Source organism: Methylobacterium sp. Leaf89 (genome assembly GCF_001422215.1).
In the GTDB taxonomy this organism is placed as follows: Bacteria; Pseudomonadota; Alphaproteobacteria; order Rhizobiales; family Beijerinckiaceae; genus Methylobacterium.
Map to the genome: position 1 here is coordinate 308,599 of NZ_LMML01000030.1, position 24,948 is coordinate 333,546.

General features: G+C 69.3%; 27 protein-coding genes and 1 tRNA gene. 15 read left to right on the forward strand and 13 right to left on the reverse strand.

The window, feature by feature from the left end; translation table 11 throughout:
- Nucleotides 1-54 precede the first annotated feature (54 nt).
- Nucleotides 55-918, reverse strand: a complete 864-nt coding sequence (locus tag ASF18_RS21570) for a hypothetical protein (protein WP_056355168.1) — start codon at nucleotides 916-918, stop codon at nucleotides 55-57.
- Nucleotides 919-1,332: 414 nt separating this feature from the next.
- Here ASF18_RS21570 and ASF18_RS25120 point away from each other — a divergent pair, with 414 nt between their 5' ends.
- The 9 genes from ASF18_RS25120 to ASF18_RS21615 all read left to right on the forward strand — a co-directional run bounded on the left by ASF18_RS25120 (nucleotide 1,333) and on the right by ASF18_RS21615 (nucleotide 6,987).
- On the forward strand, nucleotides 1,333-1,455 hold the full coding sequence (locus ASF18_RS25120) for a hypothetical protein (protein ID WP_280138950.1): 123 nt from the start codon (nucleotides 1,333-1,335) through the stop codon (nucleotides 1,453-1,455).
- Complete coding sequence (locus ASF18_RS21580) at nucleotides 1,452-2,003, forward strand: GcrA family cell cycle regulator (protein WP_056355174.1); 552 nt, start codon at nucleotides 1,452-1,454, stop codon at nucleotides 2,001-2,003. Before ASF18_RS25120 ends, ASF18_RS21580 begins: the two co-directional genes overlap by 4 nt.
- Entirely contained in the window at nucleotides 2,000-2,977 is a 978-nt protein-coding gene (locus ASF18_RS21585) for an HIRAN domain-containing protein (RefSeq protein WP_056355177.1), read from the forward strand. The genes ASF18_RS21580 and ASF18_RS21585 overlap by 4 nt, the downstream gene beginning before the upstream one ends.
- 11 nt (nucleotides 2,978-2,988) lie before the next feature.
- Nucleotides 2,989-3,489, forward strand: a complete 501-nt coding sequence (locus ASF18_RS21590) for a hypothetical protein (RefSeq protein WP_056355179.1) — start codon at nucleotides 2,989-2,991, stop codon at nucleotides 3,487-3,489.
- 321 nt (nucleotides 3,490-3,810) lie between these two features.
- Complete coding sequence (locus ASF18_RS21595; RefSeq protein WP_056355187.1) at nucleotides 3,811-4,512, forward strand: hypothetical protein; 702 nt, start codon at nucleotides 3,811-3,813, stop codon at nucleotides 4,510-4,512.
- A gap of 87 nt (nucleotides 4,513-4,599) precedes the next feature.
- Nucleotides 4,600-5,130 carry a hypothetical protein gene (locus ASF18_RS21600; protein WP_056355191.1) on the forward strand — a complete coding sequence of 177 codons (531 nt, stop codon included), beginning with the start codon at nucleotides 4,600-4,602 and terminating at the stop codon, nucleotides 5,128-5,130.
- 5 nt (nucleotides 5,131-5,135) lie between these two features.
- Nucleotides 5,136-5,423 (forward strand): hypothetical protein, encoded by a 288-nt coding sequence (locus tag ASF18_RS21605; RefSeq protein ID WP_056355314.1) that lies wholly within the window; start codon nucleotides 5,136-5,138, stop codon nucleotides 5,421-5,423.
- Between the two features lie 88 nt (nucleotides 5,424-5,511).
- The gene (locus tag ASF18_RS21610; protein ID WP_156650075.1) at nucleotides 5,512-5,964 is read left to right on the forward strand and encodes a hypothetical protein; all 453 of its coding nucleotides are present in this window, start codon (nucleotides 5,512-5,514) and stop codon (nucleotides 5,962-5,964) included.
- Between the two features lie 363 nt (nucleotides 5,965-6,327).
- Nucleotides 6,328-6,987 carry a hypothetical protein gene (locus ASF18_RS21615; RefSeq protein WP_056355197.1) on the forward strand — a complete coding sequence of 220 codons (660 nt, stop codon included), beginning with the start codon at nucleotides 6,328-6,330 and terminating at the stop codon, nucleotides 6,985-6,987.
- Between the two features lie 38 nt (nucleotides 6,988-7,025).
- Here the strand turns inward: ASF18_RS21615 and ASF18_RS21620 are convergent, their stop codons facing one another.
- Nucleotides 7,026-7,604: a metallophosphoesterase gene (locus ASF18_RS21620; protein WP_200917671.1), complete on the reverse strand. Its 579-nt coding sequence runs from the start codon at nucleotides 7,602-7,604 to the stop codon at nucleotides 7,026-7,028.
- Nucleotides 7,605-8,152: 548 nt separating this feature from the next.
- Here ASF18_RS21620 and ASF18_RS21625 point away from each other — a divergent pair.
- Entirely contained in the window at nucleotides 8,153-9,631 is a 1,479-nt protein-coding gene (locus ASF18_RS21625) for a hypothetical protein (RefSeq protein WP_156650077.1), read from the forward strand.
- On the opposite strand, the gene ASF18_RS21630 is transcribed toward ASF18_RS21625, so the two are convergent.
- From ASF18_RS21630 to ASF18_RS21670, 10 genes are all read right to left on the reverse strand, one after another.
- Entirely contained in the window at nucleotides 9,628-10,911 is a 1,284-nt protein-coding gene (locus ASF18_RS21630; protein ID WP_056355206.1) for a HEPN domain-containing protein, read from the reverse strand. The two genes, ASF18_RS21625 and ASF18_RS21630, sit on opposite strands and share 4 nt — an antisense overlap.
- Nucleotides 10,912-11,036: 125 nt before the next feature.
- Nucleotides 11,037-11,113, reverse strand: a tRNA-Pro gene (locus ASF18_RS21635).
- 97 nt (nucleotides 11,114-11,210) lie between these two features.
- Nucleotides 11,211-11,972, reverse strand: a complete 762-nt coding sequence (locus ASF18_RS21640) for a 4'-phosphopantetheinyl transferase superfamily protein (RefSeq protein WP_162239189.1) — start codon at nucleotides 11,970-11,972, stop codon at nucleotides 11,211-11,213.
- Between the two features lie 159 nt (nucleotides 11,973-12,131).
- Nucleotides 12,132-13,004 (reverse strand): RNA polymerase factor sigma-32, encoded by an 873-nt coding sequence (locus ASF18_RS21645; RefSeq protein ID WP_055956812.1) that lies wholly within the window; start codon nucleotides 13,002-13,004, stop codon nucleotides 12,132-12,134.
- 255 nt (nucleotides 13,005-13,259) lie between these two features.
- Nucleotides 13,260-13,850, reverse strand: coding sequence for a CarD family transcriptional regulator (locus ASF18_RS21650; RefSeq protein WP_056212152.1), 591 nt, complete (start codon nucleotides 13,848-13,850; stop codon nucleotides 13,260-13,262).
- Between the two features lie 435 nt (nucleotides 13,851-14,285).
- Entirely contained in the window at nucleotides 14,286-14,624 is a 339-nt protein-coding gene (fdxA, locus tag ASF18_RS21655) for a ferredoxin FdxA (RefSeq protein WP_056212150.1), read from the reverse strand.
- Between the two features lie 234 nt (nucleotides 14,625-14,858).
- The gene (locus tag ASF18_RS21660) at nucleotides 14,859-15,134 is read right to left on the reverse strand and encodes an RNA-binding S4 domain-containing protein (protein ID WP_056355211.1); all 276 of its coding nucleotides are present in this window, start codon (nucleotides 15,132-15,134) and stop codon (nucleotides 14,859-14,861) included.
- Between the two features lie 6 nt (nucleotides 15,135-15,140).
- Nucleotides 15,141-18,566 (reverse strand): helicase-related protein, encoded by a 3,426-nt coding sequence (locus ASF18_RS21665; protein ID WP_056355213.1) that lies wholly within the window; start codon nucleotides 18,564-18,566, stop codon nucleotides 15,141-15,143.
- 66 nt (nucleotides 18,567-18,632) lie between these two features.
- Nucleotides 18,633-18,929 (reverse strand): hypothetical protein, encoded by a 297-nt coding sequence (locus ASF18_RS24965; protein WP_082487874.1) that lies wholly within the window; start codon nucleotides 18,927-18,929, stop codon nucleotides 18,633-18,635.
- Nucleotides 18,930-18,976: 47 nt separating this feature from the next.
- Nucleotides 18,977-19,894: a DUF3108 domain-containing protein gene (locus ASF18_RS21670; protein ID WP_056355215.1), complete on the reverse strand. Its 918-nt coding sequence runs from the start codon at nucleotides 19,892-19,894 to the stop codon at nucleotides 18,977-18,979.
- 317 nt (nucleotides 19,895-20,211) lie between these two features.
- Here ASF18_RS21670 and rpmB point away from each other — a divergent pair, with 317 nt between their 5' ends.
- The 4 genes from rpmB to ASF18_RS21690 all read left to right on the forward strand — a co-directional run bounded on the left by rpmB (nucleotide 20,212) and on the right by ASF18_RS21690 (nucleotide 22,703).
- Entirely contained in the window at nucleotides 20,212-20,517 is a 306-nt protein-coding gene (gene rpmB, locus ASF18_RS21675; protein WP_056278414.1) for a 50S ribosomal protein L28, read from the forward strand.
- 136 nt (nucleotides 20,518-20,653) lie between these two features.
- Nucleotides 20,654-21,583 carry an AEC family transporter gene (locus ASF18_RS21680; RefSeq protein WP_056355219.1) on the forward strand — a complete coding sequence of 310 codons (930 nt, stop codon included), beginning with the start codon at nucleotides 20,654-20,656 and terminating at the stop codon, nucleotides 21,581-21,583.
- 72 nt (nucleotides 21,584-21,655) lie between these two features.
- The gene (locus tag ASF18_RS21685; protein ID WP_056212347.1) at nucleotides 21,656-22,129 is read left to right on the forward strand and encodes a nuclear transport factor 2 family protein; all 474 of its coding nucleotides are present in this window, start codon (nucleotides 21,656-21,658) and stop codon (nucleotides 22,127-22,129) included.
- 10 nt (nucleotides 22,130-22,139) lie between these two features.
- Nucleotides 22,140-22,703, forward strand: coding sequence for a TetR/AcrR family transcriptional regulator (locus ASF18_RS21690; protein WP_056355222.1), 564 nt, complete (start codon nucleotides 22,140-22,142; stop codon nucleotides 22,701-22,703).
- A gap of 44 nt (nucleotides 22,704-22,747) precedes the next feature.
- On the opposite strand, the gene ASF18_RS21695 is transcribed toward ASF18_RS21690, so the two are convergent.
- Entirely contained in the window at nucleotides 22,748-23,926 is a 1,179-nt protein-coding gene (locus ASF18_RS21695; protein ID WP_244472804.1) for a PQQ-dependent sugar dehydrogenase, read from the reverse strand.
- A gap of 433 nt (nucleotides 23,927-24,359) precedes the next feature.
- On the opposite strand from ASF18_RS21695, the gene trxA reads away from it, so the two are divergent.
- A complete protein-coding gene (trxA, locus tag ASF18_RS21700; protein WP_055956782.1) occupies nucleotides 24,360-24,680 on the forward strand; it encodes a thioredoxin in 321 nt (106 codons plus the stop codon).
- The last annotated feature ends 268 nt before the right edge of the window (nucleotides 24,681-24,948 follow it).

Here is a 24,948-nt window from a genome sequence, read left to right on the forward strand (position 1 = left end):
GAAGGCGGGGAGCGTCCCCGCCGGTGATGGGATGATGCCTCGGGACGTAGAAAGTCAGAGGGCGAGGGCGGGCTGATCGTCCGTCTCGCGACGCCGGCGACGCGTCGGGATCTCACCGAACAGCGTCAGGTTCGCCTCGTCGGAGAGCTGCCTCCTATGCCCATGGAGGAGAGCCAAGGCGTGCGTGGTCTCGCCCTGATCCAGGCTCTCGCGCTCGCTGAGGAGATGCCCGGTCCAGCACGTGGCCTGGCTCCAGCCAGCTCCGTTCTGAACGGCTGCCCAATCGGTATCGAGCTCGCTCAGGAACCGGCAGGCGGCCAAGGCGGCTGCCTGGACAGCCGGGTCCGCGGCCCGGGCGAACCAAACCGCGGGGGGCGTCCTTCCGAGGTGCTCCTCCGCGCGGGCAGCGTTGGCCTCCGCGTTCGACAGGAAGCGCTGGGCTGACCGGAGGCCGTAAGATGTCCATGCCTCCTCGGCCGCGAGATCGCGCGCCTCCGTTAGAGACCGCTGCAACGCCCACGGACGCTCTGCGAGAAGTCTGATGAGCTCGGCGCGGACCGGGACGGCTAGCGGCGCGGTGTCGGCAAGGTCACGCTGGTGGCGCTCCTCCTCCGCACGGGCGCGCTTCTCACGGACAGCGGCCGCCTCGGCGACCACGCGATCGACCTCGGCGCGGAGGGCGGGCTCGTCGAACGCGATGCCGGTATCCCACCAGCAGGGCTGCATCGTGCCGGTGGCGTTGGCCCGGTCGGTCCACGAATACCCGGCCGCGGTCATGACGCCCCGCGCGTGGCGGTAGGCGTCGTGCCAGGCCTGCGGGGCGTCCGGGCAGATCCAAAGGGAGAGCTCGTGGCCGTAGCGGCGGTGGACGCCGACGGGGGTCCAGACGGCGCCGAAGGTGAGAGGGGGCGTGGCCATAGCGGAGAGGTTCCGGTGGGGTGGGTGGCCGCGTCAGCAAATACGCTGACTGACTGAATGTACTCCCGGCCAAGCCTCCCACAAGAGAACAACGTGATCAAAAAGCGGGCATCGCTCCAACAAATCCGACGCCTATCACAACAGCCGTCACAACAGCCTGTTGTGGCAAGCTGTTGTGGCAAGAGTAGCGCCCCGTTGTGGCAAGCGATTTCCGTCCAATTACCTGAAAAGAGGGCTTGACCGGGCGTGCGATATACCCCGATCATCGCTTAGCAGGCACGCTGATCGGCGGTCTGCTTCCTCACAGGAGTACCCGTTATGGCAAGGAGCGCGGGGGCGCAGGCCCCTTTGCGGGCGCTGGAACGCGCCATCAGGAGAGCCGGGTCGGCCAGGTCGTGGGCGACCAAGGCCGGTGTGTCCGAGGCGTATGTCAGCGACGTTCGCCTCGGACGCCGCGACCCCGGTCCGGCCGTCCTCGCCGCCCTCGGGATGCAGCGCATCGTGCGCTACGGCCGCATCGAGGAGGCCCGCTCGTGATCAAGTGGACGCCCGAGGCGAAGAATTTTGTCCTCACTCTATGTGACACGCAGAAGCTCAGCGGGTCTCAGATCGCCGACCGGTTGGCCGCCGAGCACGACCTCGTCGTGACGAAGAGCGCCGTCATCGGTGTCGCCTTCCGTGCGGGACGGAGCTTCTCCGGCCCGCGCTCCACGGCATGCCTCGCCGCCGCCCGGGCCGCCCGGGCCGCGCGCGTCGGCCGCACTGATGAACAGCGCCGCCGGGACCGCGAGCGCAAAGCCGCCAAAGCCGCGACGGCAGTCCCCAAGCCCGCCTCGGCGCCCAAGCAGACGCCGCGGCCAGCCATCCCCGCCGGGATCCCCACGTCCCTGCGGATCCCCCTGACGCAGATCGGCGAGGCGCAGTGCCGGTTCATCGCCGACGACCCGCTCGCCGGGCCGGCTACGTGCTGCGGGCATGCGACCCAGCACGGCTCGCCCTGGTGCCCGGGACACTACGCGCTCTGCACCGTGCCCGTCCGCAAGGCCGTCTCGCTCTGGCAGCCTGAACACAGGAGGGCGGCATGAGCGACATCGGCTACGACTACGAAGGGGACGACGACAGCGCGGCCGGGGACGCCGAGCTCGACCTGATCCACCGCGCGGCGATCGAGACTTGCCTCGCGGCCGGTCTCGACCTGCGCGGGGTGCGGTTCACCGATCTCGGTCAGGTGGCCGAGGACATCGCCGAGGGCGAGCCCTGGTGCCTGACTGAACTCGCTGGCCTGCAGTTCTACAAGTACGGCCTGTGGGACGGGTTTCTGGAAGAGCGTGTCATGCCGAAGGACGGCGACCGCCTCTCCCTCAAACGGGCGCCGGAGAACGAGCACGACGCGAACGCCGTCGAGGTCTGGTGGCGGAACGGGCTGAGGCTCGGGCACCTGCCGCGCGCCGTGGCCGCCGTCGTCGCCGGCCCCCTCGACATCGGGTTGCGGTGCCGAGCCTTCATCGCCGACGGCGGCACGGGGGAGGCGTGGACGGCCAAGGCACTCCTCGTCGGCGAGGCGGTGCGGGGGCTCCACGAGAAGCGGATCGCCCACGTCATCGCGGACGCCATCCGAGAGCACGAGGGGCGAGAGCTAGATCAGGCTGCACGGCGACGCAGCCTGGGTCTTCACAACGGCATCCGCTTCGACATGGAGCAGGACGAGCGTCGGAAGCGTCGCATCGTCCAGGCCGTTAACGCCCTCCTGCCGGGCGAGGCCTTCGAGATCGAGCCGCCGGCTCTTGGGTGGTGCGATCTCTTCACGATCGAGCGGATCCTCGACGTGTCCCGCTCGACCGCCCGCCGCCTTGCGGAGCGGGCCGGGTCGAAGATCGAGGTCCACCGGCGGGGCTGGTACGCGACCGGCACTCACGTCGAGGTCACGTCCCGCCTACAGGACGCGATGCGGGACTGGGCCGCCCATCCAGTCCGGAGGATCACGCACGAGGACGTCCGGCTCGGTACTGGCAGCATCGTCGCCCCGGCGCCGCGGTCCGCCGACGACATCCCCTTCTGAGGAGACAGAGCATGGCTATCGACCCCCACCGCATCGCCTGCCGCGACGGCGTTGTCTTCTTCGTTCGGGAGCGCGCAACCGGCACGATCGTCGTCTCCGCGCTCCACGACGACGCCGTTTCCCTCTCCTGCGGCCTCTCCCGGTACCGCGCGCCCCATCGCCCCGGAGAGGCCTACGCCGAGCACACGAGTATGCCAGTCGAGCGTGTGCGCGCCTACGCGATCGGCCATGTCGGCGTCGCGGAGGGCGGGCCCGTTGCGGTCGCCCTTCTGAAGCGGCTGCCCTCCGAGGCCTCCAAGGGCGCCGAGGGGGTCGCCCCCTCCGCGAGCTTTCCCGCAGCGGGGGGATCCGGTGTGGCCGGGCGGCCCGAGGCCTCGGCTGTCCCCGGGGCACCTGATCAACGCCTCGGCGCAGGACTTCCGCAGGTGGAGGTCGACGTCCTGACGCCGGAGATCATCGACGCGCGGCGGTTCCTCGCCGTGCTCGACGGGCCGCATCTCCTCGACGGCTAGGAGCCTGCGACGGACGCAGAGGCTCTGCGCGTCTGGCAGAACCGCGGCTCGATCGCCCTACGAGCGTACACGAGCCTCGCCGTCCGGCTCGGGCCTGGGTCCGAGCGGCACCCTCTCTACCGCGAGGCGGTCGCCCTGAGGGACAGGGCGCTGTCCCACGTGCGGGACACGATCCCACACACCAACACCTACACCCCGCACCGACAGGCCGGCTGAATTTTCAGCCGCCCCCCACCCCGAGCTTGACTTCGCTAACCTTGTCCATATATTGATGGACATGAGCTGGCCATGCCGGCTCATTCACGAAGGGAAACCTCGATCATGACGAAATCTTACAACCGCGGCGCCATCCTGCGCGCTGCCTGGTCCCAGGCCAAGTGGATCGCCGCGCTCATCGGCAGGCCTGTGCGCCAGTTCATCGGTGCCGCCATGCGGAAGGCCTGGTCGCTGGCGGAGGAGACCCCCGCCGCCCCGGCCATGGTCCCGCAGCCGGTCCAGCAGCAGCAGGCGTGCGCGGCCCCGTCCTCCTCAACTGACGCGTCCCAGCCGGTTTCCTCGGCCGTTACGTCGGAGCCTCCCGCCGTTGAGCCCTGCGCGACGTACCGCTTCGGCCGGATGGACAGCCGATGCCGCGGTTGGGAGCAGGTCCTACGCGAGGGCACGCCGCTGCCCGCCCCCGAGGACATCACCGGCGCAGGCGACCTCCCGGGGCGGTACGCGCCCGACCGCGGGGAGGAGGAGCTCTTCGGGACCGACGCGGTCCTGCTGGGGGAGGAGAGGCACCATCGCAAGTCGCGGGGGTGGACGTATAGGCTCCACGTTCGCAACCCCGCCACGGGCGAGATCGTGGAGATGATCCCAACGGCGGAGCACAAGGCTCAGATCAAGGCGTGGATCCTAACGGGGCATCTCGACCTGCCTGTCGAGATCCTGAAGGGCGCCGGGGAGATCGCCGGGATGGTGCGCATCCTCGCCGCGATCCGGGCCGGCGCCTCGATCGAAGTCCTCGCTTCCTGCGGTTGACCGCCCTCGGCTGGGTCCGACTCCCGGTCTCCATCCCCATCCGAAATCCGAGCAGGCCTAGGCCGCTTCTCCGCGAAGGATCCCGCCGTGAACATACATACCCCCACCGCCACTGCGATCCCCGCCCTCAACCGGGGCATGCTGGACGAGGAAGTCGCCGTCATCGTCCGCGAGATGTGGGGCGCCACCGAGCCGCGTGAGGTCACGGAGGAGGCCTGGTACAATGCCGCCTCAGACATCGAGCGGGCCGCCCAGGCCGCTCACAAGGAGACGATTGCCTGGCTCGCGCTCCACGAGCGTCAGCTTGCCGGAGAGCACGTCGAGTACGGCGTAGCGTTTGACGCCCGGGAGCGGCTGCAGGACGCCCACAAGTACCACGCGGACTTGGTCAGCATTGCCGCCATCGGGAACATCGGAGAGAGCTGGCACCTGCGCCCGCACTCCGAATTTCAGTACGGGCTCGCCGAGGACGGCGACGACGACGCCCTGATGACGGTGCCGCGCGGGCTTCCGGCCGGCGGCTACCGGGCGATCGCTCGGGCCTACCGCACCGGATCGGAGCACGGACGTCGCGATCTGCAGCGCGACCTGCGCGCCCTCCTTGGAGCGGCCGCCTAGTGAGCATGGACAAGATCGTTCTGGAGGAGGCCGCGCGCCTACTCCTCGGGCCGGAGTGGAAGAGGCCACTCGCGAAGCTCCTCGGGCCGCATCACCCGGCCGGCCCGAGGGACAGCCTCGACCCCCGTCTCGCATTCCGCTGGGCGAGCGGCGAGAGGCCGATCCCCGGCTGGGTGCCAGGGGTCCTGGCCGACATGCTGATCCACCGCGCCGAACTACTCGCGCATCAATCCGAGCAAGCCCTCGCTTTGTCTGCCCGTCTTATGAAGGAGGAACGCGATGCCGTGGGTTGAACGCCCCATCATGCCCCGGTTCCCGCCGTTCCACCCTGAGAGGGGGGGCACGTACGACCCTGGCCTCCGCGTCGAGACTGAGAAATTCGTGGATAGCCTGAAGTTGGTCACGTGCCCGATCTGGCAGCTGGCCCCGCTCACGAAGCGCGGCCGTGAGGCTGTCCTCCGACCGGCAGGGGGCACGCTCCGGGCTGCGCTCGTGGCCGGCTGGCGCGTGCGTCGGCTTGGAGAGGAGGATCCGTTCGCGCTCGTGCTGCGGCTGAAAGACCACCTCATGCACGACCGCCTCGTGTCCGCCTCGCCTGAGCGCATGCCCCTTGAGTTCATGGACCGGTGCCTCGTCGTGACGCCCGCCCAGGTCATCGCCGTTCACGGCTCCGACGAGACTTGGGCGCTGAGCCAACTGGGAGACATCATGGTCGGGACTTATCCCGCCCCCCGCCGGCGAGCGCGGCGGCTGCCCGCCGAGGACGCCGAAGCGCTGGGGTGGCTCCAGGCAGAGCCGCCCCGATCCCCCGAAGCCAGCCCCATCCAGGAGTGAGCCCGATGTCTACCGTCACCGATGCCCACCGGGAGTGGATCGCCGAAGCCCTCGCGGCACCCTTCGAAACGCCGCGCCGCATCCCTACGCTGGGCAGGGTGAAGGTCCGCACAGAGCCGCTGCCCGACCTCTTTCGGGACATCCTCGACGCGTTGGACGCCCCGTCCGAGCCGGAGACCCCGACCCCGGTTGGGATGTCGCCAGGCGAGCTCCTGAGGTCGCATTTCGGAGAGGCGCTCCCCGGCCCGTCCGCGCACACGCTGAAGCGGCGGGCCCTCAAGCGCCAGAGGGTGGAGGCCGAGGCCAAGGTCCAGCCCGAACCGGTCGCCGCGGCACCGGACCCGGCCCCCCGCCGAGGATCCGATGGCCCGCCTCGTAGCGTCCGGGATCGCGAACGAGTACATCGCCGGCCTCGGCGCGCTTCGGGATCCGGACAATCGGGCTCCCTACTCCCCCCGCTCCATCGGCTTTCCGGTGAGGCTCCACCGGGTTGGCGGCCCCTTCCAGCCGCCGACGGCCCCTAGGATCTGGGAGCTCCACCTCTCCACCCCCGCGTGCGGCGACCTCCCGTTCGTCCGCAGGGTCGAGGAGGTCACCGGGCTGAGGGCGATCTGGGCCTCAGGTCCCGGCACGCTCGGGCAATGGCATCACGCCGTGGACCTCGCCAACGACGATGGGTGGGAGCGGCTCGCCTCCTCAATGGAGCACACAGAGCCCCGCATGGTTGCCAACGCGATCAGGATGCATGTCGCCGTTGGCAGCCTAAGCGCGGCAAACGGCCGCCGGCTCCTTCTGGCCGTCGGCGTCGCCGAGCCTGAGACGCGGGCATGCCTGAACCCTGACAGCAGCATGCAGTCATCCCTCGGCGGATGGCAGGCGATCCACGCCGTAGAGGACGGCCTCGTCGCCCCGGGCAACCCGAAGCGAAACACGTACGCTCGGGTCACAGACGCCGGGTGGCGCAGCGTCGGGAGGGAGCCGCCCACGAACGCTGAGCCCAAGGCCCGTCGGAAGGCGGTTTGATCGGCGGGGTCTCCTCAACCCTGAGGAGACCCCCACCCTCACGCTGCCTGCGCCATCGAGCCCGCAAGGGCGTCCCCTGCTTGCCGGGCGGCCACGTCCGCGAGGAGCTCTTGGATCTCAGGCACGGTCACTGGGCGGAATTGCCAGCAATCCACGCCGACATCGCACGCCCGCGCCGTCGGGGGGATGGCCCCGTGGGAGTGCCCGTAGAAATGGAGGCGGCCCCTGTGGATGTCCCTCCACGTGACGTGCGCGTAATGCGAGAGCCACACCGGGACGGCATTCGCCATGCCGCTGTCCTGGATCGAGATCGCCACCACATCGTGGATCCCGCCCTCCCAGCCGAGCCGCTCGCCTCTGGCCTCGTGATTGCCCCTGAGGAGCGTCTTGTGGCCTGCGAGGCGTGAGAAGATCGCCTCGGCGTGCTTCATCGAGCAGCCATAGGCAAAATCGCCGACATGGAAGACCCTGTCGCCGGGGCGCACGCGGTTGTTCCAGGCGGACACGAGGTGCTCGTCATGCTCCTCCCGGGAGCCGAAAGGACGGGGCCTGCCCATGCGATCGCTGAGCATGCCAGCATGCCCGAAGTGGGTGTCGGAGGTGAAGTAGGTCGTCACGGGGGGATCCCCTCTCAGCATAGGAACGCAGGCGTCCGGAGGCCCGGACGGGATGGCTGGCTTCAGGCCAACAGGCGTTTCGATATGCGGAGGAGGGCGGTCTTCATCGGAATAGCCTCGCCGATCGCGGCCGCCCCGGCAAGCCCTGGTTCGTCCGAGGGTTAGGCGATCCCTGGCCGGATCGCCGGAGCCCAGGCGGTCAGCCCAGGGCGCCGTTAACCGACAACCCACGCACCGCTTCCCACGGCCACGTTTTCCGGCGAGTCTTTTCGGATGAGCGATTCGACCGATCCCCTGTCCTACCCCTTGATCGCCGACGTGCACTCGATGTCCGAGGGTGCGTACGGACGCGCGGAGCACGCCGGCGACGACGTGCCCTTGAACCTGGAGACGGCGATGTGGGCCCCCGAGCTTCGGGGTCTCGGGCACCTGCCGCTCTATTCGACCGCCGACCTGCGGGGAGCGATCCTCCGCAGGGAACTGATCGTGGGGCGACGCGGCCGCCTGATCGAAGTCACGCGCCGGCAGCTGCGCGAATGGAGGGAACGATGCCACCTCGGTCTGGGGCCGAACCAAAGCCCCGCAAGCCCCGGGCAGCCAAGCCCAAGTCCCTCGGCAAGACCGGACGCGGCAACCCCTACCTCTGGTGGCGCCCCGGACGCGTCGATGCCGACGGCGTCGACCGTAACGGCAGGTGGTGGATCGTCCACCGCGGCAAGCAGGTCCGAAGCACTGGCTGCGGTGCTGGCAAGGACGAGGAACGCCGCGCGCTCCAGGCCCTAGACGACTATACCGCGACCCTCCACGTCATCGCGCCTGAGGAAGCCGGCGGCCCGCGGAAGAACCGGCCGGCCAACGAGGTCCTCGTGGCCGAGGTCCTCGACCGGTACCGGGACGCGAAGAAGGGGCGGGTCGATCCCGCGACCGGCGAGGTGAAGGGCGGCGTCGCCCGGCACCACGAGCTGGCGCAGCGCATCGCCACCCTCCTCGACTGGTGGGGGACCCGGACCCTCGACGAGGTCGATAGCGCGACCTGCGCCGAATACGTGACCTCGCGCGTCGGCACGCCGTGGAAGGCGCACGCACGGGCTGGTCTCGATCGCAACGGCGAGCCGCGAAAGGGCGACGGGAAGCCGATGCGGCGCGGCCACTCCAAGCCGACGAAGGCCCGGGTCGTCACCGAGGGCGGGGCCCGGCGGGAGCTTGAGGACCTGCGCGCCGCCATCAACGCAGCGATCGGCGACGGCCTGACGCGCGACACCGTCCGGGTGACCCTGCCGGCCAAGGGCGAGGAGCGGGACCGCTGGCTGACCAGCGCAGAGGCCGCCCGGATCCTCCTCGGTGCCTGGCGCAAGAGGGAGGTGCAGACCGTCCACTCCGGCCCCCGGAAGGGTGAGCGTGTCGTCGGCCGTCTCGTGTGCAAGCACCTGGCGCGCTTCGTCCTCGTCGCGCTGCGCACAGGCACCCGGTCGGGACCCGTCTGCAACGCCAGCTTCGAGAAGGTCGTCGGCAAGCCGTGGATGGAGCTCAAGACCGAGCGGTCCGTCGAGGACCGGGTCGAGCGGGTCGTGGTCGACGGCGCCGAGTACGAGCGCCGTGTCCAGGTCCCCGTGGTCAAGCGCGTGGCGATCTTCCACCGCAAGGCGCTCGGCACCAAGGAGAAGGAGAATAAGAAGGCCCCCACCGTTCGGATGCCGGACAGCCTCGTCGCGCATCTCTGGCGCTGGCGCCACGTCCTCGGACAGACCTACGTCGTCGAGTGGCAGGGCAAGCCGGTCGGGTCGACCAAGCGGAGCTTCGCCAACCTTTGCTACGACCTCGGCTTCGGGGACGACGTCGTCCGGCACTCGCTCCGGCACACGGCCGTGACCTGGGGCATGCAGGCCGGCGTCGATATCTGGGAGCTTGCCGGGTACGTCGGCATGACGGTCGAGATGATCGAACGTCGGTATGGCCACCACTCGCCAGCCCACATGGAAGGGGCGCGCGCTGCCCTTGGCGGGAGGGGGCGGAAGCGGGCCGCCTAGCCCGCTCGGTTCTTCATCAGGAGGTCGATCTCTGCGGCGATCGAGCGCTGGCAGATGCCCAGAAGCCTGTGGAATTTCTCGCGCTCGGAATAGGAGAGCCGGGTCTTGCCGCTGTGCACGATCTCCGACCGAACGGAATAGAGCCCTCGGAAGTCGGCGAGGACCTTCTCCCGGTCGGCCTGGCTCTCGCCGATCAGGTAGGCGCAGCGGTTGCTCAGGAGCTCGCCGATCCCGACCATGTCCGAGGTCTTCTTGTCCCCGAGCAGGATTTCCATGGCGACCATGGCCTGGACGAACGACAGGGTTTCGTTCCGGCTCGCGTAGCTGCCCGCCAGCCACTGCCCCGCCCGCAGGATCCGTCCAGCCTCCCGCGGATGGGAGAAGCACGACCCCATCGTCCGAAGCACCGTCCCGGCGAACCGCACGTAGTTCTGGTTGCCGGCGAGGCCGGTGCAGTCGAACCCCTCCAACCCCATGACGACCGTCGCCTCCATGTCGACGCTGGTGTCGTAGGCCCACGCCCCGTCGACCTGCCGGTGGACATGGTACGAGCTGCGGGGCGGACCGAAGGGGGTCGAGTTCGAGGACGGGCTGTAGCGGAACAGGTGCAGCGCGATGCCGAGGCCGAGGAATGTCTGAAGGGTCTCGACCGCCCGAAGCACCGTGCCGGTGGTGCCGTACCGGTCGGCGTATCCGGAGCCCGGCACCTGCAGGTAGACGGCGTCCGTCTCCCAGGCCCCCTTGGCGCCGAGGGTCATGAGCAGGGAGGATGCGTAGGGGAGGGGGAACTGCGCCTGCAGCGCATCGCTCGTCCGGACCAGCGAGATGCCGCCGCCGATGTCCATCGGCCCCGTCGCGTCCATCAGGGTCGCCAGCACCGTCCCGATCGAGCGCGGGAGCCGAAGGCTGAAGACATAGTCCCAGGGAAGGGACGCGAACTCCCCGACGATCCGCTGCGCGATCGGCGCCGGATCCGCGAAGGGCGCGAGGCTGACGAGCTGCTCCGGCAGCGGGATCGCCATGTCCTGGAAGGTGCCGAGGTTGGACAGGAGCCGGCCGATCCGGTCGGCGGCGAAGTCCGAGACTGGCCGCTCGTCGATCATGGCCGTCAGCGGAACCGGGAGACGGTCCTGTTTCGGGACGACGTCATTCAGGGGGATGAGGGCGTCGAGGGTCTGCCACGCCAGGATGGTGCCGTAGATGACGCGGAGCTTCCGCATCCCGGCGGTCAGCACCTCTTCGAGGCGGGCGGTGCAGTTGGCGTGGAGGTTCAGGGGCACGTTCGGCCTGTCGATCGGGCAGAGTTTTAAAGGACCGAATGAGCGGTTCTTGCACCAACCTGTGGCCGAACCTGTGGCCGGACCGATGCTCTCTGAGCCGGGAAGACCGTTCCCCTAGGGAAAACTGGTCGGAGTGGCAGGATTTGAACCTGCGACCCCCACGTCCCGAACGTGGTGCGCTACCAGACTGCGCTACACTCCGACAACGCCGGCTTGGTGGGCCGGCGAGCGGACGTATAGCGAGCCCTCCTCCGGGCCGCAAGCGCTTCCTTGCGGGAAATTGTCGGACGAGGCCGTTCTCAAGCCCGCGCGGCCCAGTCCTTCGGGAGGTGGTATCGGTGGCAGGACTGGTCGGGCAGCGGGATAGCGACGGCACCGGCCGCCTCCGGTCCAAGGTCAAGGTCGGAGAGCGACCATCCGGAGCCCACGGGGTCCATATCCTCCCAGGCGATGGCAGGGCCGGAAGGATCACCGGCGCTGACGTCGAAGCCGTCGAGCGCGCCCATCAGGCCGGTGCCCAGTGCCTTCACCACGGCCTCCTTCCGCGTCCAGAGCCGAAAGAACGTCGGCCCCTGGCGGGACTGCGGCACCTGTGTCAGGGCCGCGATCTCGTTCCGATGGAAATGGGCGCGCGCGATCGTGAGAGGGTCGCCAACCGGCCTGATCGCCTCCACGTCGACACCGATCGGGGCAGCCGTGGAGATGCCCACCAGTGCAAGAGATCCCGAATGCGACAGGTTGAAGTGAAGGCCTGCCCGAGGATGTGACGCCAGGACCGGCCGTCCGCCGGCTTCCTGCGCGAAGATCAGGTCCTGAGGCCGCCGATCCCCATATCCCGCGAGGATCAAGCGAAGCGCCGCGTGGCTTTCGACGAAGCGCGCACGATCCTCGGCCCGCAGGAAACGGTCGGCGCGGTCGTGCTCCTCCTGCGAGAGCCAAGCGGATTGTTCGGGAGGAAGGGCCATGCGAAGCGTGAGGTCGATCCGCCAGACTGCCGTACCGGCACCGGGGCAAGGCGCGGCACCATTCCAATCCCGGGCGGCGGGCGTCGCCGCCTCCACGACACCGTGCGCCGCATCGTTCACGATGAGCCGATCCATCCAACTGCGGTCATTGCCCCAGTCAGGCCCGCATGGTGAGCGTGGACAGTGCTTTAAGCTGGTCCGCGCATCCCGCGAAAGCCCACGTTTCGCGGGGCTTCGCGAAGCGCCGACAACGTCTCAAGCGTAGACGTTGCCACCGGTCTGGGGAAAGCGCTCGGCCAGGGCGCGTCGCAACTTCTCAAGAGCGCGATTCTCGATCTGACGGACCCGCTCCTTCGAGATGCCGAGCCGATGACCAAGGGCCTCGAGGGTCGCTTGGTCCTCTGCGAGACGGCGCTCCTTGAGGATGCGCAGCTCGCGTTCGGACAGAACCGTCAGGGCCTCGTTCAGCCAGATCAGACGGCGCTCGCCGTCCACCGTCGCGGAGACCGTCTCATCCGGAAGCGCGGCTCCGTCGACGAGGAAGTCCATGCGCTCGGAGGAGGCTTCGCTCTCCTCGCCAACCGGCGCGTTCAAGGACATGTCGGGGCCCGAGAGCCGGGCGTCCATCAGGGCCACGTCCTCCCGGGACACGCCGATGGCCGTCGCGATGCGTCGGTGGATCTCGTCGCCGACATGCTCTTCGGTCGACTGCATCAGGCGGGCGCGCAGGCGACGCAGATTGAAGAACAGCGCCTTCTGGGCGGAACTCGTGCCACCACGAACGATGGACCAGTTGCGGAGGATGTAGTCCTGGATCGAGGCCCGAATCCACCACGTGGCGTAGGTGGAGAAGCGAACTTCGCGCTCGGGCTCGAAGCGAGCCGCCGCCTCCATCAGGCCCACATGGCCCTCTTGGACGAGGTCGGCCATGGGAAGGCCGTAGTGCCGAAAGCGCCCGGCGATCGCGATGACGAGACGCATGTGCGCCGAGATCAGCCCATGCAGGGCTCGCTCGTCGCGCTCGTCCTTCCAACGGACGGCGAGACCCCGTTCCTCATCCCGCGCAAGGAAGGGCGCCTCCATCGCCGTGCGTATGAACTGCCGCCGTATCCCTGCGATGTCCGCCATTCCCGCCTCCGCCTCGATGAAACGTGTGCTTCTGACCACAAGTCGACGTCGCCGATGGTAATCGGGCAGAGGACCTGTGCCTGGCAACGCGACAACCCGAGGTCGCCGGGATGGTTCCGCAGGCGGCTTGCTTCACACGGTCTCGTGAGCGTGCGACGCGTCGCCGTCTCGACCATGAAAAAAGCCCGGCGCGTGCGCGCCGGGCTTCGGGAAACGGGGTGTCCCGGACCGCGTCCGGGATGATGGGTCTGGTGGTCAGGCCGCCTCTTCCTGCAGGTCGTCGCCCTCGGCTTCGCCTTCCGCCTCGGCCTCGCCCTTGGCGCGGCGCGGGGACTTGGCAAGGCTCTGCTCGATGAGCTTCAGGGCCTCGGTCTCGGTGATGCGGTTCACCGACGAGATCTCGCGCACGACCCGGTCGAGGGCCGACTCATAGAGCTGACGCTCGCTGTAGGACTGCTCGGGCTGAGCCTCGGAGCGATAGAGGTCGCGCACCACTTCGGTGACCGAGAGGAGGTCGCCAGAGTTGATCTTGGCCTCGTATTCCTGGGCGCGACGCGACCACATGGTCCGCTTGACCCGGGCGCGGCCGGTGAGGAGATCCAGGGCTTTCTTCACGAGATCCGGCTCGGCGAGCTTGCGCATGCCGACGCTGTTGGCCTTGGCGGTGGGGACGCGCAGGACCATCTTGTCCTTCTCGAAGGACACAACGAACAGCTCAAGTTTATAGCCGGCGATCTCTTGCTCCTCGATGGCGGTGATGCGACCGACACCATGGGCTGGGTACACGACCGCTTCGCCGGTCTTGAAGCCTTGGCGGCCTGCCGTCGTCTTCTTGGCTGTGGTCATGCGAGAAGCGCCTCCAGAACATTGCGCGGCCTTGAACGCCGCGCCGAACCCTGTAATCCGGGGTGGGTCACCCGGCTTCAGCCCCTTGTCCGAAGGATCTGCATCAGTGACGCACAGCCGCCGGTTCCCGGGCACGCCGATGATCGCGCAACGAGAGAGCGTTCGCCGAAAGCACCTGAGCCTTCAGCGATCGATCGCATGCGACCCCAGTCCACAGCTGAGTGTGAGACCCATCAAGTGATGGCTGGAGGCAGCACGTCGGGCACGAACGACGGCAGGCATTTGTCATAACACAAACCAGCCGACGAATCAAAGGATTGCCGGCGCCAGGCCATGGGATGGGCGACCGCGGGCCAGCCCTCCACAGCCTCTTCGTGAACGCTCCGTCAGGTGCGCGTCGTCCATGACGGACCGCACCGAACCCCCGCGCGGCGATCAGTCGCCGGTGCCGGGATTGGCCGAGAAATGCGCCTCGAACTTGCCGGCAACGCCGTCCCAGGTCTTGGCGTCCGCCGGAGCGTCCTTCTTCTGTGTGATGTTCGGCCAGGTCCGCGCGTAGTCCGCGTTCACCTTCAGCCAGGTCTCGAGCTTCGGCTCGGTGTCGGGCTTGATCGCCTCAGCGGGGCATTCCGGTTCGCAGACGCCGCAATCGATGCACTCGTCGGGGTGGATGACGAGCATGTTCTCGCCTTCGTAGAAGCAGTCCACCGGACAGACCTCGACGCAGTCCATGTACTTGCACTTGATGCAGTTGTCGGTGACGACGTAGGTCATGGGGCCTTCAGTCCTTGATCCGGGCATCGCCGGGAGCGTCCCGATGCCGATGCATGGTCGCTCGCGCAGATCGTTGCACGGATGCCTTAATGCGGGGTGGCGGTGATGCGGGGTCGCATGGGCAAGATGGAGTCGCGCTGGCTCTAGACCCTGTCCGAGGGGCTGACAAGCGCGTCGGCGGGCCTCCTGCACCACCGTGTCTCCGGTGTCGCGCGGGCGACACGGGCGGGCGGCCTATTCGAGGTCGCTCCCCACGATCCTATAGAGCTGCTGGGCCTTCGGCGCCGGGCCGCGCCGCTCGCCGAGATCCAGGATCCGGGCGATCACCGTGGCGTGCGCCGCGGCGACCGTCACCACATCGCCGAGGGCGACGGCGCTGGCGGACGCATCGACCCGCTTTCCATTCACCCGGACATAGCCATCGGTGACGAGGCGTGCCGCGAGCGATCGGGTTCGCGCGAAGCGCGCGAACCACAGCCATTTGTCGAGCCGCTGACGTCCCGGCTTCATTCCACCTCAACGCTTGCGGTCGGTCCCAGCCTCAAGCTGCGCCTTCAGGGCGGCGAGCTTGGCGAACGGCGAATCCGGATCCGGAGCCCGCTCGCGCCGCTGCGGACGCGGCTCGTCGCGGGGCGCCGCCCGTGGTTCGTCACGACGCTCGGGTCGCGTGCGGCCCGGCTCGAAGCGCTCGCGGCGCTGCGGCCGCCCCCCATCCGGACGCCCCTCGCCGGGGCCGCCGCGGCGTCCCCCCTCAGGCCGATCCCCAGGCGCGCCACTGCGCGGACGGTCGCGGCCCTCGCCACTTCCACCGCCCGGACGGCGATGGTCGGGGCGCGCTTCGCCCGCGGCGCGGTTCGGGGCGCCGCCGTCGCGGCTCTGGCCACGCGGACGATTCTGACGCGGGTTGGCATGGCGCTGGTGACGCTGAAGCCGCCAGACTTCGACGGTCGCGATCTCGGCCGCGGAAACGTCGGACGGCGTCTCGCCGTCAGCCGTCTCGGCCCGAGCCTCCGCGGAGGCGTCCTCAGGCTGGGCGAAGTCGGCGTTCTCCAGCGGATGTTCCGTCGCCTCGGCGACAGCCGCGGCGTCGGCGACGGGTTGTGGCGCAGCGTCTTCGGCAGATTCGGCGGACGCGTCGGCCGCATCGTCCCGCGGCGGGCTGTCCTGAGACGGGATCTCCTGGGCCGGGATCTCCTGGGCCGGGCTGGCCCCGGCGGCCTCTTCGGGAGCGTCGGCGGAAACGGAATCCTCGGTCGAGCCGGGGGCGATCTCGGGCTCGGCAATCTCGGCCGATGCCGCGCTCTCGCCGGCCGGAGGCGTGTCGGTCCCACTCTCGGGCGCCATCTCGCCCGCGGCCTCGGCCGGAGCATTCTCGTCGGCTGCCGTCTCGGGGCCGATAGGGTCGGTGCTGGCGGTCGCGGCGGAAGGAACGATGGGCTGGGTCGCCGCCGCCGGGAGCAGCGGCACGGTGATCGCCGGGCCTGGACGGGTCTCGGGTGCGTAGCCGAGGGATTTGAGGATCGAGGCGAAATCCTCGCCGGAGCAGCCGACCAGGGAGGTCATGCCCACCGTCGCCACGAAGGCGTCGCCGTCGGCTGCGCCCATCGGGGCGTCGCCCGGCGTTGTGCCGGGGCGGTAGGCGATGGCCGGCCGGATCAGGTCGGCGAGGCGCTCGAGGATGTCCACGCGCACAGCGCGCTCGCCGCAGACCCGGAAGCCGGCTGCGCGGTACAGGCCCTTGGCGATCTCGGGATCGACCTTGATCGAAGTCCGGCCGGAGCTCGCCAGATGGGCGATCTCGTCGAGGCCGCGCTGGTCGAGGCCGCCGTTCTTCAGGGCCCAGAGCTGGGCCGCCAGGGTCCGGGGCGCCGGCTTGAGCAGGGCCGGCAGGAAGATGTGGTAGGCGCCGAAGCGGACGCCGTGGCGGCGCAAGGCTCCGCGTCCGTCCTGGTCGAGGGTGCGCATTTCCTGCATCACCTTGGCACGCTCCAGCACGCCCAGGGACTCCACCACCTGGAAGCCGATGCCCTTGGCGAGACCGGTGAGGTCCGCTGCGGTCTCGATCTCCATCAGCGGGCCGAGGAGGCGCACCACGGTGGCCTTGAGCCAGGCGACGAGCCGGGCTTCGACTTTGTCGCGGGCCGGGCCGGTCAGCTGCTCGTCGGCGAGCAGGCGGACATGCGGCTCGAACAGCTTGTCGCCCGGCGTCAGCTTGGCCACCGGATCGCCGGTCCAGCGAATGACGCCGTCGTGGCTCAGCACGAGGGAGGCGTCCGCGGCCGACGAGAACCGCTCGGCGCGGGCCTCGATCTCGCCGCCGAGCGCCTTCTCGGCCGCGCTGCGCAGAGTCTTGGCCTCATGTCCTTCCGCACCGGGATCCGGAACGAACTGGAAGCCATGCAGATGGCCGACATGCTGGCCCTCGACGGTGACGTCCCCGCCGGCGGTGATCTCAGCTTCCAACATCGTATTCTCTCTCAGGCGCCGCATCAGGACGCTGGTGCGTCGATCGACGAAACGGCTCGCAAGGCGCTCGTGCAGGGCGTCAGACAGCCTGTCCTCTACCCGACGCGTCTCGCCCTGCCAATGCACTGGATCAACGAGCCAATCCGGACGGTTCGCCACGAAGGTCCATGTCCGCCCCTGCGCGATGCGCTGGGACAGCGCGTCGATGTCGCCGTCGGTGCGGTCGATCATGGCGACGTGCTTGGCAAACCAGTCGTCGGGGATGCGCCCCGCCATGCCGCGCATGAGGAAGCGGAACAGCTGGGCGACGAGGTCGGCATGGGTCTGCGGATGCACCTTCCGGTAGTCCGGGACGCCGCAGACGTCCCAGAGCCGGCGCACGTTGGCGGGGCTGTTGGCGAGGTCGCGGATGTCGTCCTCGCGCATCAGGATCTCGAGGGCCGACTGGTCCTCGCCCATGGGCGCGCGGGTGAGACCTTTCTCGCGCGGGTGCTCGTCCAGGCTTTCCTGCAGCGCCTTCAGGGAGGAGAAGTCGAGGTCGGGATTGCGCCATTGCAGGACGCGCAGGGGCTCGAAGTCGTGGGTCTCCAGCGCCTCGATCATCTCGGGCTCGAAGGGCGCACACCGGCCGGTCGAGCCGAAGGTGCCGTCCGAGAGGTGGCGCCCGGCGCGGCCGGCGATCTGTCCCATCTCGGGCGGGGTCAGCTTGCGGAAGCGGGTGCCGTCGTATTTCCAGTTCGCAGCGAACGCGACGTGGTCCACGTCGAGGTTGAGGCCCATGCCGACCGCGTCGGTGGCGATGAGGTAGTCGACGTCGCCGGACTGATAGAGCTCCACCTGCGCGTTGCGGGTCCGCGGCGAGAGCGCGCCGAGCACCACCGCCGCGCCGCCGCGCTGGCGCCGGATCAGCTCCGCGATGGCGTAGACCTCCTCGGCCGAGAAGGCGACGATGGCCGAGCGGCGGGGCAGTCGGCCGAGCTTCTTCTCGCCCGCGAAGGTGAGCTGCGACAGGCGCGGTCGCGTCGTCGTGTGGACGCCGGGGATCAACGACTGCACCAGCGGCAGCATCGTCGACGATCCGATGAGCAGGGTCTCCTCCCGCCCGCGCTGGTGCAGCAGGCGGTCGGTGAAGACATGGCCCCGGTCCATGTCGGCGGCGAGTTGGATCTCGTCGATCGCCACGAAGGCGACGTCGAGGTCGCGCGGCATCGCCTCGATGGTGGAGATCCAGTAGCGCGGTCGGTCCGGCTTGATCTTCTCCTCGCCGGTGACGAGGGCGACCTTGTCGACCCCCACCTTGGCGACGACCCGCAGGTAGACCTCCCGCGCGAGCAGCCTGAGGGGCAGGCCGATCATGCCGGTCGGATGGGCGAGCATGCGCTCGATGGCCAGATGAGTCTTGCCGGTATTGGTCGGCCCGAGCACCGCCGTGACGCCGCGTGCGCGGGCCTGCGGGGAGAGGGAGGGGCGGATCATGAGGTGGGGGCGGTCCCTTCGGCGAGGCCGGCAGGCTCAGGAACGGGGGAGACCGCCGCGGCGCCGTCAGGGTCGGCGCTGCCGTGGCGGCAGCGCCTCATATGGGTCGCCATCGCCCCGCCTGCCATCCCGTGGCGGCATGCCGGGTGTACCGAGACTCGGGTAGATTCCGATCTCGACGGGGGGCTGGCCCCCCTGCGGTGCGACATCGGCGCAGAGGGTGTCGGGCACCGCCGTGAGGGGGCCGCGCCGGGGCGGGCGGTTCTCGATCACCTGGGCCGACGAATAAGCATCGCCGCCGCAATCCGGGCCCGTGGACAGGCTCGCCTGCGCCAAGGCCCCGCCGCCCGTCAGGACAAGCAGCGCGACCAGCGCGCAGGGCCGGTCGATTCGCGATTCGGCGCGCCGTCTCACTGGGCCAGGCTGGCCTGCGTGACGGGAGTGCCCGGCGCCGACGCCGTGGTGCTACCCTGCTGTCCGCCGGTCTGCGTCCAGCGCGTCGCCTCAATGATGTTGGTGCCGACGGTGGTTCGGACCGCGATGCGCACGGGCAGGAGCACGCGGGTGCCCTCGACCGGCGCGAGCCAGACCGACATCTCGCGGTTGTCCTCCATGAATTTCACGCCCGGCCGATCCGGACGGTGGCCGGCGATGGGCGTGTAGCGCGCGTTGCAGACCAGAACGGGACCATTGTAGCCGGGCTTGGCGACGCTGCGGGTCTCGCCGTAGCTCAGCACGACGTCGAACCGGGTCGCACCGTCGAAGATCGGCAGGGTCCGGTTGCAGTTGGCCGGGTCCATCGGGTCAGCGCGCCCCTGCACGGGCATCATCAGGGCGCTCGCCGGATCGATGACGCCGCGCTTGTTGGCGGGGGTGATCGGAACCCGGTCGCCCATGTCGATGAGGGGCGGGGTGATCTCCGCCTGGGTGACGGTGCCACGGGCGAGCGCCATGCGCACGGCGATTCCGGAATTCGTGGTCTTGGTGGCGATCGCGAAGGTATTGGGCTGCGGCGCCGCCGCGATGGCGCCGCTGGCGCGGGCCGAGCCCATGCCGCCCGTAACCACGCCGGCGAGGCCCGTGAGGCGCGCCGAGACGTCCATCCGGTAGCCGGACCCCTCGAAGGCGCCGGCCACCTGGGCGTTCCCGATGGTGAGGCCGGCCAGAGCGATGTCGTAGTCTACGGTGACGGCGGCGGCCGTCTTGGAGGCCGACCGGCCGGCCTTGGCGCGGGCTTCCGCCGCCGGGGCGGCGAGCAGGGCCGCGAGCGTCAGCAGGCTGGCGCCGAGGAGGAAGAGCGGGGCGGGGCGCTTGCGGGTGCCGCACATGGCTGGGGACTCGGGGTTGGCTGTCGGTCTCCGGTCGAACGGACCGGAGACATCTCGCCGGCATCGTCCGCCTTCATGGTTAACACATCGTTGGGCACGGAACAGCCAGGCTTGCACGCCGCGGGCCGCCGGTCCGCGGAACGGCGCGAAAGATCGCCTCGGACCTTGACGCCAAGGGGCACAGTCCCCTATAGGCTCGCGCCTTCAACGAGAACGCCGCTCCACCGGGCCTGGCGTGCGAGAAGCCGTTTGCCGCGACGCGGTTCTGGTTTCCCGCCAGCCTGTCGGACATGCGGAACGAGACGGGAAATAGAACAATGTCGCGCCGTTGCGAACTCACGGGCAAAGCCGTGCAGACCGGCCACCTCGTGAGCCACTCGAACCGCAAGACCAAGTGCCGGTTCCTGCCGAACCTGTGCCAGGTCACGCTGCAGTCGGACGCGCTCAAGCGCCGGGTGCGCCTGCGCGTCACCGCTCACGCCCTGCGCTCGGTCGAGCACCGTGGCGGTCTCGACGCCTTCCTGATCAAGGCCCGCGAGATCGAGCTGTCGCAGACGGCCCGCCTCCTCAAGCGCGAGCTGCACAAGAAGCTCGCCGAAGTCGAGGCCCCCGCCGCCGCCTGAGGCTTCGGCGGGATCGAATCACTCCGGCGCGCACCGCCGGCGGTCCCCCACAACGCCTCCGTCCAGGTTCCCGAACGGTCGCCGCACGCTCAGCGCGTACGGCGACCGTTCGCGTTGGAGCACCGGCTCGCCTTCGATGACCATCCTGTCGCTCGTCGCCCCGATCTTCGGGCTGATCCTGATCGGCTGGATCGCGGCCCTGGCCGGCTTCCTGTCCGACAAGGTCAGCGACGGCCTGTCGGAATACGTCTTTTCGATCGCCGTTCCGGCCCTCATCCTCTCCACGCTGACGCGCCCGGGCCTGACCGGCGAGATCACGCCGTCCTACTGGGTCAGCTACTTCGGCGGCGCCGGGCTGTCCTGGTTGGTCGGCTCCCTCCTCAGCCTGCGCCGCAAGGGCGTGGAGCGGCGCGGCGCGATCCTGCACGGCTTCGCCTCCAGCCAGTCGAACACCGTCTTCATCGGCGTGCCCATGATCCTCCAGGCCTATGGCGAGGAGGGGGCTTTCCCACTCTTCATGCTGCTGGCTGTGCACCTGCCCCTCATGATGGGCTGCGCGACCTTTCTGATCGAGGCGGACGGGCAGGCCTCGATCCTGAGGCGCCTGCGCGGTCTCGCCCTGGTTCTCCTGCGCAATCCGATCTTCCTGGCGCTCATCGCCGGACTCGCCCTAAAGGGGCTCGGGCTCGCCCCCACCGGCATGGTCAAGTCCCTGGTCGACGCCCTGGCGGGGACAGCCTCGACCTGCGCGCTCATCGCCCTCGGAGCCGGGCTCGTGCGCTACCGGGTCCTGCACGACCTGCCCAGCGCCATGGTCATCACCGGGCTGAAGCTCGTGATCCATCCCCTCGCGGTCTGGGTGCTGGCCTTCCATGTCTTCACCATGCCGCCGGCCTATGCCGGCGTGGCGACCCTGTTCGCGGCCATGCCCGTGGGGATCAACGCCTATCTGCTGGCCTCGCGCTATAAGACCGAGACCGGCGTGGTCGCCGCCGCCGTGATGCTCTCGACCCTGCTGGCGATCGTCACGACCATCGTCTGGCTCACGATCCTCGGACACGCTTGACGATTCGTGCAGGCGTTTGTACCGATCGGTACAGATGCCGAGGCGTCGATCATGGACGAGGGAGATGCCGTCATGTCCGAAGCGCGTCCGCCGCTGCCGCCCTTCACCCGGGAAACCGCAATCCAGAAGGTGCGTGCCGCCGAGAACGGCTGGAACGGCTGCGACCCCGAGAGGGTCGCGCTCGCCTACACGCCGGACAGCCGCTGGCGGAACCGGGCGGAGTTCTTTTCCGGTCGCCCCGCCATCGTCGCCTTTCTCCAGCGCAAGTGGGCACGCGAACTGGATTATCGCCTGATCAAGGAAATCTGGGCTCACGGCGGCGATCGGATCGCGGTGCGGTTCGCTTACGAATTCCGCGATGCGTCCGGGCAATGGTTCCGCGCCTACGGCAACGAGAACTGGGCCTTCGACGCGAACGGCCTGATGCGCGACCGTCATGCCAGCATCAACGATCTCGCCATCCCCGAATCCGAGCGCAAGTTCCGGTGGGACCGCTCCGCGCCGCGTCCGGAGGATCACCCGGGCCTGACAGAGCTTGGTCTCTAGGGATCTCGGCATGGGACAGGGGGAGGGCGCCCGGGCGGCCGCGATCCCGGTCCTCGCCGAGGTGTTCCGGGAGCGCGGCTACGAGGGCGCCAGCCTTGCGCTTCTCGGGGCACGCACCGGTCTCGGTAAGGGGAGCCTCTATCACGCCTTCCCGGGGGGGAAGGCGGAGATGGCGGAGGCCGTGCTCGCGGCGATCGAGGCATGGTTCGAGACCCGAATCTACGCGCCGTTGCGCGAAGAGGCCGATCCGTGTGCGGCGATCACCCGGATGCTGTCGGAAACCGACACCTATTTTCGCTCCGGCGGCCGGGCCTGCCTCGTCGGGGCCTTCGCCCTGACGGGGGGACGGGATCGGTTCGGCGCGCGCATCGCCGGATACTTCGCGGCCTGGCGTGATGCGCTGGCCGCTGCGTTGCGGCGGAGCGGACACGGCCCGGAGGCGGCGGCCGACCTCGCCGAGGAGGCCATCGCGGCGATCCAAGGAGGGCTTGTCCTGGCGCGCGCCCTGGACGAGCCCGCGGCTTTCGGGCGGACCCTGGAGCGGGTGCGGTTCCGCCTGATCCCGTCACCTTAAGGCAGGCGGCCATGCCGCCGGGCCGTCGGGCTGAGATGGGGGGCTCAGCTGCCGGGAGTCAGCTTCAAGATCTTGCCGTCCGCTCCCTCGGTGACGGCGTAGACCGCACCGTCGCTGCCGACCCGGACATCCCGAATGCGGGCCTGCAGGGGAATACGCTCTTCGGTCACGACCTTGTCGCCGTCGAGCTTCACCGCGACGAGGCCCTCGCTGACGAGGCCACCGATGAGGAAGGCATCCTTCCAGTCCGGGAAGGCGTCACCGGTATAGAGGGCCATCCCCGAGGGCCCGATCACTGGATCCCAGTAATAGACCGGTTGCGCGGTCCCGCCTGCCTGGGTCCTGCCCTCGCCGATCTTCTCGCCGCTGTATTCCAGGCCGTAGGTGACCTCGGGCCAGCCATAATTCACGCCCGGGCGAGGCCGGTTGAGCTCGTCGCCGCCCTTCGGGCCATGCTCGGCGGTCCAGAGCCGGCCCTGCGGGTCGAGGGCGGCCGCCTGGACGTTCCGGTGTCCATAGGACCAGATCTCGGGCTTGGCCTTCTCGCCGCCCGAGAACGGGTTGTCCTTGGGCGCATTCCCGTCAGTGTCGATGCGGAACACCTTGCCGAGCCCGCTGGTGAGATCCTGCGCCTGGACACGGGTGGCCTTGTCGGAGCGCTCGCCCACCGTGACGAACAGCTTGCCGTCGGGCGCGAACACGAGGCGCGAGCCGAAATGCTTGTCGCCGTCATAGGTCGGCATCTGCCGGAAGATCACCTTGACCTCGTCGAGACGGGCGACGCCGTTCTCCTCGATCAGCTTGGCGCGGAGCACGCTGGTGCCGTTGCCCTTCTCGCGCGGCTCCGAATAGCTGAGATAGATCCGCCGGTCGGCCGGGAAGCTCGGGCTGAGGGCGACGTCCAGCAGACCGCCCTGACCCCGCGCGTCGACCTTCGGCACCCCCGGAATCGCCGGACCGGGCGTGCCGTCCTTGGCGACGATCCGCAGCTTGCCAGCCTTCTCGGTCACGAGCATCCGGCCGTCCGGCAGGAACTCCATCGCCCAGGGGCTGTCGAGGCCCTTGGCCACCACCTCGGTCTTCACCTTGGTGGCGACCTCGGGCTTCGGGGCCCGGGTCTGGTTCGGCAGGAGGGGTTTGTAAGGCGCGTTCGGTGCTTCCGTCTCCGCCGGGCTGTTGCCGGTCGCCGGGCTGGTGGGTGCCGCAAAGGCATCGCCGCCCACCCGGGGCTGCCTGGGTTCGGTCCCTGCCGGCTCCTGCCCATGGACGGCTGTGCCGAGGCTGAGGAGGGCTGCGGTGGCGAGCAGGCGATACGGGGTGCGCTTCACGTCGGATGTTCCTCCATGCCGGTCCCGGGACCGGCTGCGGATCGAGCCCCGTCGGCCGGCCGATCGGCCCGCCGGGGCAGGGACGAGAGGGACATGGGGCGACGGACACGCTTTGACGAGGGTTTGGACAGTGCGGATCGCTTGGGCGGGCGGCGCGGGGGCCGTGGACAATCCCCGTTCCCGATGGATGTCAGCCCTGCTTACCGTGCGGGATGCCTTGACCGTTCCCCGCGCCATCGCCAAGTCTGGTCGATAGCGCACAGTCTCGCGGCGCGATGACGGCGAAGAGGTGGGTCCGCAGGCGCGGAACCGGAAAGGAAGTTTCCCCATGGCGACGGTGAAAGTGACCGACGCGAGCTTCGAGCAGGACGTTCTCCAGTCCGCGGAGCCGGTCGTAGTAGATTTCTGGGCCGAGTGGTGCGGCCCCTGCCGCCAGATCGGCCCGGCCCTTGAGGAGATCTCGGCGGATCTCCAGGGCAAGGTGAAGATCGCGAAGGTCAACGTCGACGAGAACCCGGGAATCGCCGCCCAGTACGGCATCCGCTCGATCCCGACACTGCTGATCTTCAAGGACGGCCAGCTCGCGAGCCAGAAGGTCGGCGCAGCACCGAAGGGCGATCTGTCCCGCTGGATCCAGGCCAGCGCCTGAGCCCTTGGCTCGCCTGGTCGCCGACCCGGCGGCCGCGGCGTGGTCCTGAAATGCAAAGAGCCCGGCGCGAAGCCGGGCTTTTTCGTTTCGCGGGCGGGAGTCCCGTATCCGCGCGAGCGCCTCACAGGGTGAAGCCCCAAACGAAGGAAGCCCGGCCTTGCGGCCGGGCTTCTCCGTCTCGAGACCCGAAGTGTCGGCTTAGTACGAGCCGAACTTGTAGTTCAGGCCGGCGCGGACGACGGCGAACTCGGTGTCGCGCACCTGGCGG